Here is a 15,874-nt window from a genome sequence, read left to right on the forward strand (position 1 = left end):
ATTTGTATTCCTTAGTGTCCGCAGCCACCATCACCATGCACATGTCCATGCGCTAATTCGTCAGCGGTTGCTTCGCGTACAGACACAACTTCAACATCAAAAGTCAGCGTCTTACCTGCAAAAGGGTGATTTAAGTCACAGTCAGCATTGAAACGGCCAACTTTAACCACAGTAACTTGATGACGACCTTGATTAGATTCAACAATGGCAGACATGCCTGGTTTCCAAACTTTACTGTTGCCAAGTCCTTGTAAGTGTTTGATTGGAATACGTTGAACTAAACCTTCTTGATATTCGCCATAAGCATCTTCAGGAGATAATGTTACGCTGAATTTATCACCAACACTTTTTCCATCAAGTGCTTGTTCAAGACCTGGAAGCATACTGTCGTTGCCGTGTAGGTAACTAAGGGCTTCACCAGTTGTGCTGGTCTCGATTTGTTCACCCGCTTCACTTAATGTGTAGTGAAACTCAACGGCGGTATCTTTTACGATTTGCATAGCGCTATCTCATTTATTGACTGTTTGCCCGCATTTTACGTGAGCAAATGCACTAGCGCTAGCGGTTAGAGCGTGTTTCTGGTTTCACGAGTTGCTCCAAGTCGGATAAATAGACTTTTGATGGAGGTTTTTTTTGTGTTGTTTGTGCTTTGGGCAAGTGCAAGATCAGAACTTTGTCTGTTTTGAGTACTTGGTTAGCTTTGAGCTTATTCCATACGATCAAGTCTCGTACAGACACGTTATAGCGTTTGCTTATTTTCCATAATGAATCACCTTCACTAACTTTATGGTGAAACTCCATGGTCATTGGCTCTGGCTTTAATTGTTGTGCTAAGTATGGGCTCAGGTGGTTCTCAACTACCAGACGGTCAAACTTTTGAGCTTGTGTCACTCGGAGTTGCTCGCCCGCGCGTATCATGTCACTGGTTTTGTTATTAAGGTGCTTAATCGTTTTAACATTGGTGTTGAAGCGCCGCGCTATTCGGTACAATGTATCGTTTTGTTTGACTGTGTAGGTATAACTAAAGTAGCGTTTAAAAAACTCACTTTGATGCAGCTTTACGGGTGTCATGGGTAATAGAACTTTATGAGGTCCATTGGGGGAGCTTTGGTGCTTAAGATAGCCAGTATTAAGCTTATGTAAACGTGACTTATCAATACCCGTAAGTGAGGCTAAAACAGAAAAGTCAAATTGTTGGCCAATGTCTAATTGAGTTGTTAAGGCATAGTTTGGTAGTTTTGGCCGTTTAAAATGCGCATTGCCCGTTTGTAGTAGGTAACTTAACGCTACCAACTTAGGAACATAGTCTGCGGTTTCTTTTGGCAAAGTAAGGTGCCAAAAGTCGGTGCTTTTTCCCCTTCTTCTATTTTTGGCAATCGCTTTCTTCACTCGACCTTCACCGCTGTTGTATGCAGCAATAGCGTGAAGCCAATTACCTTTAAATCGTTTGTGTAGATCACTCAAATAATCCAGTGCAGCTTCAGTTGAGGCCAGTACATCTTTACGTCCGTCATACCAGTGATCGGTGGTGATGCCAAAATGATAAGCGGTAGCGTTTACCAGTTGCCAAGCCCCCACGGCATGCTGTGTAGACGAAACACTTGGCCTAAAGTCACTTTCAACAAAGGGAAGTAATACCAGTTCCATGGGCATCTGTCGTCGTTCGACCGATTCAACAATGTGGTAGAGGTATGGCTCAGCCCTTTTTGAGACGGTCGTCAGATAATGAGGTTGTTTCAAATACCAGTCTATTCTTTCGTTTAATCGCTTGTTAGGCTTAATGTCAAACCGCAATTGCGAGCTGATCCGTTGCCACAAGTTGGTAACGGGCTTGGGCCTTGGGTTGGTTGAGCCATCAACTAAGGAAATAGAAGCCGTTTTTTCAGCTACTTGCTTTTCTTCAATGTCTTTGTGATGTGTAGGCGCTAATGCCGTGAGTGATTGCGCAATGGCGACCACATCATTCTTCGACTCAGGTGCTGCATCGTGCGTGCTTTGACAACCAGTTATAAATAGCAGCAAAGCGAAGGTGGCGTAGTTAAGTTGTTTTACCGCCTTTAAAAAATAAAGATGATTACTGAACATGGCGCGCAGCCTCTACTTGTTTACTCATATGGGCCAGTGCTAATTGATAGTGATTGAACAGACGAGTTTGTGTTTGTTCATCAGTATCGTAATTGGGCGCAAGTTGAAGCTTGGCTAGACTAAAATCTAATTGTTGTTCTAAAGCGGTTAAAAAGGCGATAGAGTGACTCAATGCTTGAGTTTTGAAGGGCTTTCCGTGCGCGGGTAATAACCATTTTATTGCTTTATTTGCAGACAGCGCACGTAGCTGTGTTATCCACTTGTTTAGGTTGGCATGTTGTACTATCGGCAATGGATCGGCACTGTTTCCGGCGATCATAGCCCCATTTTGAGTGTTAAATACAGTTAGATCCCCTGCACCAAAAGCATTGCTAGCGTTGACTGTGAGTTTGATGCCACCAAGATTGAGCGAGATATGTGCGCCTTCTGTCAGACCTTTAGGTGGGCTCAATTGCAGTTTTCGCCAATCGGCTAAGCGAGCCTGAGCCAACTGTAGCCTACTTTGCCATTGTTTTTGAACTTCTTCATTTGATTGGTTGAAACGTTCACGGCTTAAAGAGAGGCTTTTTTCTAGTGCGGCCATTTTTTCAATCAGCTCGTTTTGATATTCGGGTAAGGTTTGCAATATGTGATCTGCGGCATACCATTTGGCACTTGGAAATGCTCTTTGCAGCAATGCCATTCCAAGTATCTGCTCTTTTTGAGCAGAGGTACTGAGCAAATAGCAAACCGGTACTTTAAGTGTATTTTTAGCGGTTAGGATCATCTGTTCAAGCGCAGTAAAGTCGCCATGCGCATTAACGATAGCTGCACAATTATGGCCAACAAAGATAGCTTGATTTTCTTGGATATAAGAGGCAGCTTTATCTGGTGAAATTAGCCAGGTTGATTGATCAACCTGATGCCATTGACTTGCCCAAGTGGCACTTGAAAATATGCTGAATAAAACTGCAAAAATAAACTGCATAGCTGGCCACCAATTACAACCCTAAAGGTGATAATTTAACCGATATTATGCTTCATTGGAAGTTGCTAATTGCCTGCTAGGTGGTTTGTTAGCTTATCTATTAGGCTTTGCTGTTGTTCTTTTTGAAATTTTTCTTGTCGTGCGCAAGCTTGCAAATCATGGCATAAATGCAGCGCCGCAAGCAGAAGGGCATTTTGCTCATTCTTTACTGTTGATTTCTTTTTCGTTTCTTCAACGCGTTGATTGAGTAGCGCAACAGCGTCGAGGAGCACTTGTTCCTGCCCCTCGGTACAAGCAAATTGGTGGGTCTTGCCTAGTAAGGTGACCTCAACTTGAGTGTTATTGTTACTCATTAGCTAGCCTGAGTGGCACTTTGTAGTTTTTCTAAAAGATTAGACAGAGTGTTACTAGCATCTTTTTGCTTTTCTTCACTTTCAAGCACTTCTAACTGTAAAGTTTCGTTTTCGTCGATAAGTTTACTGTTTAGTTCTTTAAGCTCTGAAAGTTCATTATTTAATCGCTGATTTTGGGCAATTAGTTGGTCAATTAGCTGTTCGAGTTGGGGAAGTGTATCGTTATTCATAAATGCGCTCTTATCACAGTGTTTTGTCATGCAAATGTAAAACAAAGTGGCTAAGGATGCTAGTAAATACGCGGCTTTATACTGATTTTTATGTCACTTTGGGTGATAATAGTACCAACTCCTAATTTTATTCAGAAACGGTTCAGCAAAATGAGGCCGTTTGTTATAGGCGACCGTTATGCTCAGTTATCGACATTCGTTTCATGCGGGTAATCCCGCTGATATTTTAAAACATCTTGTACTAGCTCAAGTGCTTGAGTATATGACTCGTAAAGAGAAAGGTTTTGACTACATTGATACGCACTCTGGGGCTGGTTTTTTTGAACTGAGCGGGGATGATGCGCAAAAAACGCAGGAGTATTTAGATGGCATTGCCAAGCTTTGGGATTATCGTGGTGACAATGCGTTAATTAACGATTATGTAGCGCTTATCAAATCATTTAATGAGCAGGCTTTAGCTTTCTACCCAGGCTCGCCAAAAATAGCCGAACATTTCTTACGTCGTCAGGACAAAGGGTGGTTTTTTGAGTTACATCCAAAGGATTTAGTTTCACTGCAAAGCAACATGGCTGGCAAAAAGTCACTAAAAGTGCGTGGTGAAGATGGCTTTAAAGGTTTAATGGGTCTCGTTCCGCCAGCCTCGCGTCGAGCGTGTGTATTGATGGACCCACCTTATGAGATTAAAACGGATTATCAGCAAGCAGCTAATATGATCATTAAAGCACACAAGCGCTTTAGCTCAGGTACTTACATGATATGGTATCCAGTGGTATCTCGCGAACGCATTGACTTGTTAGAGCAAACTTTGATGGACTCAGGCATTCGTAATATCCAGCTATTTGAATTAGCAACTGAGCAAGATACCGAGCGCCATGGTATGACCGCATCAGGTATGATTGTGATCAACCCGCCTTGGACCTTGAAAAATAATATGGATGTTGCATTGCCGGAGTTGGTCAAGTTGTTAAGTACACAGAGCGGCTTTTATCGAAGTGAGCAGCTCGTTGCAGAATAATGTTGCGAGGCCCTATAAAGGGGCCTTAGCTTATTATTTTTTTACAAACTTAGTCAAAATAACAATTCGTTGACCTTCCACGCGTCCTTCAATATGTTCAGGGTTAGAGGATAAACCAATGTTGCGAACTGCGGTGCCTCGTTTAGCAACTAAGCTGCTGCCTTTGACGTCAAGGTCTTTTATCAGCACAACCGTATCACCCGCTTGTAAACGAACACCATTACTGTCTAAGTGGACGATATCTTCTTCTGCGAGTGCTTGCTCGGCCCAAGCTCTTGTATCGTCCTCTAAATACAGCATATCTAAAGCGTCTTGTGCCCAACCATGCTCAGCAGCTAGGCGTTTTAGCATACGAAATGCGACTACTTGTACTGCAGGCACTTGGCTCCACATGCTGTCATTTAAACAGTGCCAATGATTGGCTTGCAGATCACTGCTTCCTTCAATTTGAGACTGACAAGTGTGACACAGGTATACACATTTATCCGAGTGTGCTTCTGTAACTGGTGGTACTTCATAAACAGATAGCTCGCTCTTACTTGTACACAACTCACACTGGTGATTGCTGCGCTCTTGTAAGGTCGCTTCGATACTCATAATTCATTTCCCGAGGCCAAAACGCCATTATACTGCTCAGTCGTACACAGCACCAGTGTTGGGGAGCGTTTGTACATAATGTAAGGTGATCGCTTCAAAGTGTTTTTTTGCATGCAGTTTATCGATGGCTTGGTTGATCCTTGACAGCAAAGTATGATGTTTTGCTTGCAAACGCATATGCAGTTTGCCTTTGGAATGTATTTGAGTGAAAAACATTTTGACGCCGAGCTTATGCGCCCAATACAAAGTGGGAAGATCCCCGATGATCGCGTACTCGATGCGACCTCTTGCAAGGGCCTGAACAAGTTCTTTCTCTGAGTTAAAGTCAATGCGCTCAAACTTATGGTCATTGTGGTAATAATAACCTCGAACAGTGCCGATATTTTGTCCGTGGAGCACTATCGGCTGCTTCATTTTTTTACTAGAGACGATATATTCGTCTACTGAAATAATGGCATTAGAAAAAACATAGCGAGGGTCTTCTTTTTGTTCTTTGGTTAACCAGCTAGGGCTGATCAGGTCAAAATCTACTTTCCCTTCTTGCAAATACAAGATGGTTCGTTTGGCTGGGAGCAATAAATTGATCCCCTCGATATTGGCCGTTTTTAGGATCGCACTCACCGCCTCTGGCAAAATACCTGGGTGCGTATTATCGTGAGTATAATAGGGGAAATAGTTTCCCGAGCCGCTCACGCTATATGTCAGTTGCGTTTTTGAAGTTGCATTTAGCAAGCTAGAAAAGCAAAAACAGACTATGATTAGTAAAGTTCTCATACGGTTATACTAGCTCATCAATTTAACATTGAGCAATGCTGTGTTTGAACATCAAAAATGGGCGAACAGAGCAAATTCCATCATCGATAAATTTTTATTTGCTCGGTTACCTTGCATCACGTATTCTGAGACCGTCTGCGGCTGACGATAAGCTTGAGAAGGATATAGATGTTAATGAGTGGCACTGTTGCTAAAGTAAAGAACTCAGCGGTTCAATATATTGCGCGCCAAGCAATTCTTGATGTAAATCAGGAACTTTATGCGTATGAACTGTTGTATCGGGATTCTAACAACAATGCTTTTCCAATGGGGGTGTCGGATGGACAGGCCACGGGAAGGATGTTTTTTAATTCATTAATGTTTGTGGGTCTGGAGCGTTTAGCAGCAGGACATAGAGCTTTTATTAATGTATCTGATGAATCTTTATTCCAAGAACTTCCCAAATTGCTTAAGCCCGAAAACCTTGTTGTTGAGATAGTCGAGCGTTCGCAAAACATTCCTGAGTTAGTTAAAAGTGTCGTTGCGCTTAAAAAGAAAGGCTATCACTTTGCGCTTGATGACTATGATGGGGATGTTAAATGGCAACCTTTGATAGAGCACGTAGCTTACATTAAGCTGGAGATTGAGCAGCCGATCATTAAAACTACGATGATGATCAAAAAACTCAAACGCGCGAACCCAGATATCAAAATTATTGTAGAACGAATTGAAACTCAAGAGCATTTTCATTTCGTGAAAAGCGCTGGGGCTGATTACTTCCAAGGCTTTTTCTTTGCTAAGCCCGAAATGCTAAATCATGGCAATATAGAGCCATCCAAGTTTATCGTTTTTGATTTACTGCGCTGTACGGCAAAGAAGGATTTGTGCTTTAAAGAGGTACAGTTACGGGTTGCCAAAGACTTAAGTTTAACTGCAAGAGTACTTAAGTTGGCTAACGCCAAAGCGGGTGAGAATAAAATAGAGATGAAATCAATTTCTCAGGCCGTTGTGTATCTCGGTGAAGATGCGATCCGTCAATTTGTACGTGTGCTTGCTTTAAGTGAACTGGGTGTCGATAAGCCAGCCGAGCTTACTAAAATGGGACTTATGCGTGCTAAGTTTATGCAGCTGTTTTTAGAGCCTGGCGGCGATGATATGGCTGAACAAGGTTATTTGATAGGATTGATGTCAGTGCTAGACGCTGTTCTTGATGTCGAACTTTCAACGATTATTTCTGAATTTTCACTTGATAATGAGTTAAGTAGTGCACTGCTTAGTTACCAAGGGCTACTGGGTGGAGCATTGCGACTGACAGTTGAAATCGAGCGAAATGATTGGCAAGAAGCTCGTTTGATCTTAAAAGCGATACGTCCAGCGACCAAAACTAAATATTTGTATGGGCTTGCAATGGAAAGCCGTGACTATGCCGATGAAGTATTCTCTGTAGTCAAAAGTTAGCTGTAAGACAATGTTAGGTTGAGTTTTTTCAAATAACGTTGCTCTTGGGCTAAGTCGGCATCCATCAGTGTATGTTCAGCCAACCAGTCTTCTTCAAACTCGACCAATAAACTGTCTGCATAACTACTGAGCTTTACTTTAGGGCACAAATCGGACTGGCGTTTGGCATTGAGTAAAATAGCTAACCTAAACAAGCATAACATTTTAGAAAGCTTGTTAAACTCCAAGCTGTTAGCTAATGCTAACTCGTTTACGCGAATTTTTTTGCGATAAAAGCGGATCAAGCTACTTAAAGTTTGTTGTTGTTCTTGAGTAAAGCCTGGTAGTTGGCTATGGCTTACTATATAGGCGCTATGTCTATGTAATCCTGAAGAGTTAATCACTAATCCCACTTCATGCAAATGAGCGGCCCAACACAACTGTTGTAGGTCTAGCTTTTGTAGCTCCCAGCTTTTGCCTACTTGCTCATAGAAATCTTTCAGCGTGGCACAAATTCCTTCGCTATGCTGTACATCAACAGAGTAATGTTCACTGAGTGCTTGAATAGTGCGAGTACGAATATCAAACTCACTATTTTGGGATGTTTCGTGAAGCAAACCTTCTCGCAGGGCATAGTCACTATATATGAGCTTTTCAATTTTCAACTGTTTAAATACGGCCAGTAAAACGACAAGTCCTCCTGCAATGGTTTCTTTTCGCTCTTCAGGTAAGCCATCAAAAAAGAGTGACTCTGTATTATCAAATTGTAATAGCAGCGCTTTTATTTTTAATAACACGTCGAGTGTTAGGTAAGTTTCGTCGAATTGTGCTGTGGCAATCGCCAACAACGCTTTTATTGTGCCAGAAGTCCCGTAGCACGTTTGCCATCCCATTTTTATGAAGTTTGCAGTAATGGGCTCCAATTGTTGTTCAGCTTTGATGAGGGCTTTTTGAAAGCGCTTTGTGTTGAGTTTTCCGTGAGTAAAAAATTGGCTACTCATGGTTACGCAGCCCATATTTCTGCTAGTCAGTAGTTTATGAGTAAAATGTTCGCCAATGATAAGCTCTGTGCTTCCTCCGCCAATATCAACTACAAGACGATTACCCTCACTATGTTCGTAGTTGGCAACGCCTTGGTAGATCAGTCGTGCTTCTTCTTGCCCTGAGATAACATTAATTTTAAATGGGAAACACTGTTTCGCCTTAGCAAGAAATTGCTGAATATTTTTGCAGTTGCGTAGTGTATAGGTGGCAACGACTTGTACATTACTTTTTGGGAAATTTTGTAATGTGGCTGCAAACTGTTTGAGTACAGCTAAGGCTCTATTCATTGCCGCTGAAGAAAGCGTCATATCGCTGCCTAGCCCAGCAGCTAGGTTTACACGTTGCTTTTCTTTGTGTAGAACCTGAAAGCTGCCGTCTATTTCTCTTGCAACCATTAAATGAAAACTGTTCGAACCGAGATCAACGGCTGCAATAGAAGGGTACTCTGTCATAGTTTACTCTTGTTTACTTTCCCATTTTTTCAAATGGTCGTAGATGGCAATTTGTGCGCGAATTTTTTTGCGATTGCCCCGTCTTACATAATTGTTTTTTTGTTCAGCATCAATGATCCTCGCTTTGGTACGGTCTTTAAACTGTAACTCGAGAATATCAATGATAAGTTGCTTGAGCTCTTCGCTATATATTGGCACACCCACTTCAACACGGTGATCTAAATTGCGTGTCATCCAATCTGCAGAAGAGATAAAAACTTGAGGATCGCCATTATTTTCGAAAACCATCACACGGGGGTGCTCAAGAAAACGATCGACAATACTGATCACTTTAATGTTTTCACTGAAACGTGGCAAGCCTGGAACCAAAGCGCACATCCCGCGAACAATCAGGCGTACTTTAACTCCATGGCGTGCTGCGAAGTAGAGTTTATCTACTAGCTGCTTATCAACCAAATTATTGATCTTAATTGAAATACGAGCGTTTTTACCTTGTTCCGCATGTTTTACTTCTTGATCAATTAAATCCAAGATCCTATCGCGTGCATTCAGTGGTGAAATCATTAAGTGATCGAAGTTGAATGGCCGATAGCTACTTTCAATGAAGCGAAAGACACTATCACATTCCTCACAAATTTCCGGGTGTTTGGTAAACAAGCTAAAGTCGGTATAGATCTTGGCTGTTTTTTCATGAAAATTGCCCGTACCAATGTGTGCGTATTTGACAATTTTGCCTTTCTCCTTGCGATGAATGACGCACAATTTACTGTGCACTTTTAGTGCCGGGATACCGACCATGACTTTGATCCCAGCTTCGCTTAAACGCTTTGCCCACTCAATATTGTTCTGCTCGTCAAAGCGAGCTTTTAGCTCAACCATTACCGTAACACTTTTACCGTTCTTGGCAGCATTGATCAATGAGGAGACAAGTCGAGAGCGGCTAGCAACACGATAAATGTTGACTTTTATTTGGGTCACATTAGGGTCAAATGCGGCTTGACGAATGTACTCTAGCATGTGGTTGAAAGTGTGATACGGGTAATAGAGTAAAATATCTTGTTCAGAAATGGCCGAAAACACACTGGCATGTTGATTAAAAGCATGGCTTTGCAAAGGAGGCAATGGTTTGTTTTCTAGATGGCTTCTGCCTATGTTTGGAAAACTAATAAAGTCTCTAAAGTTGCGATAACGGCCACCGGGAATAAGTGCATCTTGATGAGTTACGCCAAGGCGCTTTTTCATTACCTTGAGCATTTCTTCAGGCATGGATTCATCGTAAACAAGTCGTACAGGCTCGGCATACAGTCGCTGCTTGAGGCCCTTGGACATTTTGTCGAGTAGACCTTCTTCTATTTCGTCATCGAGATTGTATTCTGCATCCCTTGTAAGCTTGATTGCATAGCCTTCAATGCTGTCAAAGTTAAAGAAGCTACGAAATACATCGGCCAAGAAAAACTGAACGATATCATCAAGCATTACGATGTGTTTTTGTCTGCGTGAACGCTCGGGTGGGAGTTTTACGAATCGCTCAAGTCTGTCGGTTGGGATCTCCAATAATGCATGATGTTGTTTTTCACCATTCATGTGAACGAACAGGTAAGTCATGGTGTCGTTCATATTGTCTGAATAATCTTTGTTTTCTGTCAGTAGCATGGGTGACATATGCGGCAGTACTTGGTCAAAAAAGTAGTCTTTGAGCCAGTTTTGGTGAAACTCCGACAGTGCGCTAGGCTGTGATAAATAGATATTGTACTTGGCTAAGTCGTCTAAGATTTGCTGGTGAATATGATTAAACTTTTTACCTAATTGTATGACTTTTTGGTTTATTCTACTTAGAAGTGCTTCGTCTTCGTCAAAGTTGGTATCAGGTAAATTATTTAATAATACACGGCGTTTTACATCCGCAACGCGTACTTGAAAGAACTCGTCTAAATTATTTGAAAAAATGCCTAAAAAGCGAATACGTTCAATGATTGGGTTACTGTTATCTTTCGCTTCTTGTAAAACGCGTTCGTTAAAAGAAAGCCAGCTGAGTTCTTTGGCAAAGTAGCTAACAGTCTTGGGTTCAGAAGGTAGAGCTTGCATTTTTATATCCACGGCAAATTGGCTGCCGTAAATATAGGTCCAAATTATTACGTAGGTATGACAACTGTCATTTTAGGTACAAGTTGCCATACCTCTATTTAGCTCCATGCTATTTACAAATAAAAGGTTACTCTGATTCAACATCAACGATCAGATCGCTGGTGATCTGCTCTAATGCTTCGATGACGTTGTCTTTATTCATACCAGTTGGCAAGGTGACCGTTGCGAATGCACTAAATATTGGGACTCCCCAATTTGGCGCACTTTGCTGTCGTGAATTCAAATGGGTTATGTTTGCGCCTTTATGGCGTATTACGGTCGCAAGCTCTTGCACTATACCGGGCCTATCGTTACCAGTGATCACAAGGTTAAGTGTTTCAGGTGACTGTTGCTCGGTTAAACTGTCACCTGATTCTATTTTCACTTCAAGTCCCACTAAGCTTTGCAGCCCATCTTGAAGTTGTTGTAGATGCTCTTCGGCAACCTCCACTTGAACTATCCCTGCGAATTGTCCTGCTAAATGGCTTAGGTTGCTTGTTAACCAGTTACCGTGGTGTGACAGCACGGCTGAAGATATTTCTTCGACAAGACCGGGTCGGTCTTTTCCTATTATTGTTAAAACTAACTGCTTCATAATGCGTGTCTCTTATTATTCTGCCAGGCCATAAACCTAGCTGTGGAAAAAAGCGGCTTTAGCAAAGAGGGTACTATCCTTATACATAGCCTCCTAAGATAGAGTCCGCGTTCTAAGATTAGTTCAGCCTAATGTGATGTCCATCAAATAATTATTAAGTTTGTAAACAAATGAAAACGCTTTGAGTTAAATCAAATGGGAACATGAAGTGTCACAAAATGTACCTGATTTTATAATATTCGGTCGACTGCGTTGTAACACAACTGTCATCTTGGTGAAATATAATGCGCGACAACTTTATAATGAAAGGGTGTTTTGATGTCTTCAAATCCGCAGCAACCGTCTTTCAAAACGGATAGAAGCCGTCTATTCAAAGACAGGTTTGCACAGTTTGGTATCTCAGCTGGTGGTGTGATGGTATTGATCGCATTATTGCTGATCTTCTTTTATCTACTTTATGTTGTTCAGCCTATCTTTGAATCTGCAAAAGTTGATAAGCGTGTTGATGTGCCATTAAGTGGTACTCAACAGTACGTAGGGATCGGTATCGAGGAGCAAACGGAAATTGCCTATTTACTTAGCCGCTCAGGTCATGTCGATTTTTATCAAGTGAAAGGTAATCAAGCGGGTGGATTAGTTGAACGTTTAGCCGTAAACCTCGATGGCTTGGTAACCAGTGCGGCTAAGAGTGCCCCTTTCCTTGGTCAATACGCATATGGTTTAGATAACGGTCAAGTGCAACTAGTTAAACCGTCTTTTCTTGTCACCTTTCCTGGTAATGAACGTGTTATCTCACCTCGTTTGAGCTACCCATTGGACGGCAAACAATTACTCGTTGATGCGCAAGGTAAAGCAATCAAGCGTTTTGCGTTTAGCCATTTTGAAGACAAAACAGCTGTTGTGGCACAGACTGCGGATAAACGCGTTATATTTGCATCGTTTGTTGCTGAAGAAAATATGTTCAGTGGAGAAGTAGAGTGGGTGGTTGAGCGCACGGAATTGGATATTGACGGACGTATTGATGAGTTATTGATCACGCCAGATACCACACGCACATTTGTACGTTCTGCAAATCAAATCTACATTTTTGACACGCGCTACCCTAGCGAAGTTAAACAAATTCAAATACTCGCAGCAAATGAAGAAAACGCGAACTTAGTGGGGACGACTTTATTAGCGGGTGCCAACTCTCTCATGCTGGCTAACGATAATGGTGAAGTTTCGCAGTGGTTTGAAGTGAATACCGAAAATGGTCGCAAATTTCAAAAGATCAGAGCCTTTGAAACTAGCAAAAATAGTAATGTAGATATCTATAGTGAATTCTACCGCAGAACTTTCTTTACCACGAATAATAGTGGTGACTTGGGGATTTATTACACCACCAGCCAAGCACATTTATGGCAGGGTAAAGTGAGTGAAGGTGCAATTGAATCATTTGCTGTTTCACCTCGGGCGAATGCTGTCTTGGTGTTAGCAGACAACAAACTGTCAGTATTTAATATTCACAACGAACACCCTGAAGTAACTTGGTCTGCGTTATGGCAAGAGGTGTGGTACGAAGGTTACCCAGAGCCAGCTTATACTTGGCAGTCTACATCAGCATCAGATGATTTTGAGTCGAAATTTTCATTAGTGCCTATTTCATTTGGTACCATTAAAGCGGCTATGTATGCGATGTTATTTGCTGTGCCAATCGCATTATCTGCGGCAATTTATACGGCCTATTTTATGTCGAGTGAATTGCGCAGGGTTGTAAAGCCGACAGTGGAAATTATGGAGGCATTGCCAACGGTTATTCTTGGTTTCCTTGCCGGTCTTTGGTTAGCACCACTTATCGAAGAGAATTTGCCAGCAATTGTGGCCTTACTTCTATTATTGCCTGCTGCCATGATTGCAACAGCGTTTTTCTGGACAAAACTACCAGAAAAAATTCGTCACTTGCTGCCAGAAGGCTGGCATTCAATCGTACTTATCCCAGTTGTTCTGTTAGTTGGCTGGGCATCATTTGCGGTGAGCGGTAGCATTGAAGAGTGGATGTTCGGTGGTAATGTTCGTCAATATTTGACCAATGAACTGGGCCTAACTTTCGACCAGCGTAACTCGCTAGTTGTTGGTATTGCAATGGGCTTTGCGGTTATTCCAACTATTTTCTCAATAGCTGAAGATGCGGTATTTAGTGTGCCAAAGCATCTTTCGAACGGTTCATTAGCATTAGGTGCGACTCAGTGGCAAACCCTAGTGCGTGTTGTATTACTAACTGCAAGCCCAGGTATTTTCTCTGCGGTGATGATGGGGTTAGGTCGTGCAGTAGGCGAAACCATGATTGTACTCATGGCAACGGGGAACACGCCCATCATTGACTGGAGTATTTTCCAAGGTATGCGTACGCTTGCTGCAAATATCGCGGTTGAAATGCCTGAATCGGAAGTTGGTAGCTCTCACTACCGGATCTTGTTCTTAGCGGCATTTGTCTTATTTATTTTCACCTTTGTATTTAACACGGTCGCTGAGTTTGTACGTCAGCAACTTCGTGAAAAATACAGTTCAATGTAATTATTGGAGTTCATGACATGGTAAAACAGTGGTTTAAGTCAGGGTCTCCTTGGATCTGGATGACAGGTGGTGCGGTTAGTATCAGCTTGATTTCAGTACTGGGTTTGTTGGCTATGATTGCCTGGAAAGGCTTAAGTTTTTTCTGGCCATCGCAAGTTGTTGAATTGCATCTCGATGGATCAGTACCAAAGCAAGTTGTTATCGGTGAAATTTACGATAGAGAACAGGTTCCCAAATCTCGTTTAGAAGCGGCTGGCTTTGATTTGTCAGGCTACAATGAAGAATTTATTGAGCGCTTGCTAGTAAAAACCGGTAACCGTGAATACGTGGAGTTGGACTTTCGTTGGGTTCTATCGACAGATATAAAACAGCAATTGTCGCCAGCAAACTTGGCCGTATTTGAACGTAGTAAAAACGGAAACTTCTACGGCTATGTTGAACAAGTAGTTGAAGATGGCAAGGTCGTGACAGACAATGCCACCGAGCGTTTGCATGAACTTGTTGAACGAGCGGTCGAGTTAAACGAAGAAGCACTTGACCTACAAAATGGCGACATTGGTCATATCAACTATGAATTAGAGCGCCTTCGTTTAAAAGAAAAAGGGTATGTATTGAACGATGCCCTCACTGATGAGCGTGTTGCTGAGCTACAAGCGCAAAGAGCGCAGCTTAGAGACGAATATAAAGTACTCGAAGAGCGTTTGTTTGAGCTGCGCAAAAAAGCAAAACGTGATCAAGTTATCGTACGAGACATGCGTGGTGAACTTGTCACTTTACCTCTATACCAAGTACTTGATGTATGGTTCCCAAATAATATGGGCTACTTTGCGAAGGTAGGTCATTATATTTCACAAATTGGTAAATTTGTGAGCGATGATCCGCGTGAAGCTAACACTGAAGGTGGTGTGTTCCCAGCCATATTTGGTACCGTGTTTATGGTTATGCTGATGGCTGTTATTGTGACGCCGTTTGGTGTTGTTGCAGCGATTTACTTACACGAGTATGCCGCGAAAAATGCGGTGACGAAAATGATCCGTATCGCAGTAATTAACTTAGCGGGTGTACCGTCAATTGTATACGGGGTATTTGGTTTAGGTTTCTTTGTATATATGCTAGGTGGTTCAATTGACCAACTGTTCTACCCAGAAGCTGCGCCAAGCCCAGTATTTGGTACTCCAGGGGTTATTTGGTCAGCATTAACATTGGCTATTTTGACTCTGCCTGTTGTGATCGTATCAACTGAAGAAGGTCTATCTCGTATTCCAAGCTCTGTTCGCCATGGCTCACTTGCCCTTGGTGCAACAAAAGCTGAAACTTTATGGCGTATTATCGTGCCAATGGCGAGCCCTGCCATTATGACAGGTTTGATATTAGCAGTTGCTCGTGCAGCAGGTGAGGTTGCTCCATTAATGCTCGTAGGTGTAGTGAAGATGGCTCCAACATTACCACTTGATGGCAACTTCCCTTATATTCATTTAGATCGTAAGTTTATGCATTTGGGCTTCCATATTTATGATGTTGGCTTCCAAAGCCCGAATGTTGAAGCGGCAAGACCATTAGTGTACGCAACCGCATTTTTGTTAGTGACCGTGATCATCGCATTGAATATCACCGCGATTGGTATTCGTAACCATTTGCGTGAAAAATTCAGATCACTAGAACATTAATA

14 protein-coding genes are annotated in these 15,874 nt (G+C 42.1%); 4 read left to right on the forward strand and 10 right to left on the reverse strand.

Going from position 1 to position 15,874, the window contains the following annotated elements; all coding sequences use genetic code 11:
- Nucleotides 1-11 precede the first annotated feature (11 nt).
- The 5 genes from ACW689_RS16555 to ACW689_RS16575 form a co-directional block, all read right to left on the reverse strand.
- Complete coding sequence (locus ACW689_RS16555) at nucleotides 12-500, reverse strand: FKBP-type peptidyl-prolyl cis-trans isomerase (protein ID WP_476293074.1); 489 nt, start codon at nucleotides 498-500, stop codon at nucleotides 12-14.
- Nucleotides 501-558: 58 nt separating this feature from the next.
- Nucleotides 559-2,085, reverse strand: a complete 1,527-nt coding sequence (locus ACW689_RS16560) for a LysM peptidoglycan-binding domain-containing protein (protein WP_476293076.1) — start codon at nucleotides 2,083-2,085, stop codon at nucleotides 559-561.
- The gene (locus ACW689_RS16565; protein ID WP_476293077.1) at nucleotides 2,075-3,052 is read right to left on the reverse strand and encodes a hypothetical protein; all 978 of its coding nucleotides are present in this window, start codon (nucleotides 3,050-3,052) and stop codon (nucleotides 2,075-2,077) included. The genes ACW689_RS16560 and ACW689_RS16565 overlap by 11 nt, the downstream gene beginning before the upstream one ends.
- Nucleotides 3,053-3,117: 65 nt before the next feature.
- A complete protein-coding gene (locus ACW689_RS16570; RefSeq protein WP_476293079.1) occupies nucleotides 3,118-3,405 on the reverse strand; it encodes a cell division protein ZapA in 288 nt (95 codons plus the stop codon).
- Nucleotides 3,405-3,635 carry a DUF904 domain-containing protein gene (locus ACW689_RS16575; RefSeq protein WP_476293080.1) on the reverse strand — a complete coding sequence of 77 codons (231 nt, stop codon included), beginning with the start codon at nucleotides 3,633-3,635 and terminating at the stop codon, nucleotides 3,405-3,407. Before ACW689_RS16575 ends, ACW689_RS16570 begins: the two co-directional genes overlap by 1 nt.
- Before the next feature lie 178 nt (nucleotides 3,636-3,813).
- On the opposite strand from ACW689_RS16575, the gene ACW689_RS16580 reads away from it, so the two are divergent.
- Nucleotides 3,814-4,650, forward strand: coding sequence for a 23S rRNA (adenine(2030)-N(6))-methyltransferase RlmJ (locus ACW689_RS16580; RefSeq protein WP_476293082.1), 837 nt, complete (start codon nucleotides 3,814-3,816; stop codon nucleotides 4,648-4,650).
- A 33-nt stretch (nucleotides 4,651-4,683) separates the two neighbouring features.
- Here the strand turns inward: ACW689_RS16580 and ACW689_RS16585 are convergent, their stop codons facing one another.
- On the reverse strand, nucleotides 4,684-5,247 hold the full coding sequence (locus ACW689_RS16585; protein WP_476293083.1) for a PhnA domain-containing protein: 564 nt from the start codon (nucleotides 5,245-5,247) through the stop codon (nucleotides 4,684-4,686).
- Nucleotides 5,248-5,283: 36 nt separating this feature from the next.
- Nucleotides 5,284-6,021: a substrate-binding periplasmic protein gene (locus ACW689_RS16590; RefSeq protein ID WP_476293084.1), complete on the reverse strand. Its 738-nt coding sequence runs from the start codon at nucleotides 6,019-6,021 to the stop codon at nucleotides 5,284-5,286.
- A gap of 168 nt (nucleotides 6,022-6,189) precedes the next feature.
- Here ACW689_RS16590 and ACW689_RS16595 point away from each other — a divergent pair, with 168 nt between their 5' ends.
- Complete coding sequence (locus tag ACW689_RS16595; protein ID WP_476293086.1) at nucleotides 6,190-7,458, forward strand: EAL and HDOD domain-containing protein; 1,269 nt, start codon at nucleotides 6,190-6,192, stop codon at nucleotides 7,456-7,458.
- Here the strand turns inward: ACW689_RS16595 and ACW689_RS16600 are convergent.
- The 3 genes from ACW689_RS16600 to ACW689_RS16610 all read right to left on the reverse strand — a co-directional run bounded on the left by ACW689_RS16600 (nucleotide 7,455) and on the right by ACW689_RS16610 (nucleotide 11,652).
- Nucleotides 7,455-8,933, reverse strand: a complete 1,479-nt coding sequence (locus tag ACW689_RS16600) for a Ppx/GppA phosphatase family protein (protein ID WP_476293087.1) — start codon at nucleotides 8,931-8,933, stop codon at nucleotides 7,455-7,457. The genes ACW689_RS16595 and ACW689_RS16600 overlap by 4 nt on opposite strands.
- Before the next feature lie 3 nt (nucleotides 8,934-8,936).
- Nucleotides 8,937-11,018, reverse strand: coding sequence for a polyphosphate kinase 1 (ppk1, locus tag ACW689_RS16605; protein WP_476293088.1), 2,082 nt, complete (start codon nucleotides 11,016-11,018; stop codon nucleotides 8,937-8,939).
- A gap of 127 nt (nucleotides 11,019-11,145) precedes the next feature.
- Complete coding sequence (locus tag ACW689_RS16610) at nucleotides 11,146-11,652, reverse strand: glycine cleavage system transcriptional repressor (protein ID WP_476293090.1); 507 nt, start codon at nucleotides 11,650-11,652, stop codon at nucleotides 11,146-11,148.
- Between the two features lie 318 nt (nucleotides 11,653-11,970).
- Here ACW689_RS16610 and ACW689_RS16615 point away from each other — a divergent pair, with 318 nt between their 5' ends.
- Both ACW689_RS16615 and pstA read left to right on the forward strand, forming a co-directional pair.
- The gene (locus ACW689_RS16615) at nucleotides 11,971-14,205 is read left to right on the forward strand and encodes an ABC transporter permease subunit (RefSeq protein WP_476293092.1); all 2,235 of its coding nucleotides are present in this window, start codon (nucleotides 11,971-11,973) and stop codon (nucleotides 14,203-14,205) included.
- 17 nt (nucleotides 14,206-14,222) lie between these two features.
- A complete protein-coding gene (gene pstA / locus ACW689_RS16620) occupies nucleotides 14,223-15,872 on the forward strand; it encodes a phosphate ABC transporter permease PstA (protein WP_476293093.1) in 1,650 nt (549 codons plus the stop codon).
- The last annotated feature ends 2 nt before the right edge of the window (nucleotides 15,873-15,874 follow it).

The organism is Pseudoalteromonas sp. ABE4_541 (genome assembly GCF_056312285.1).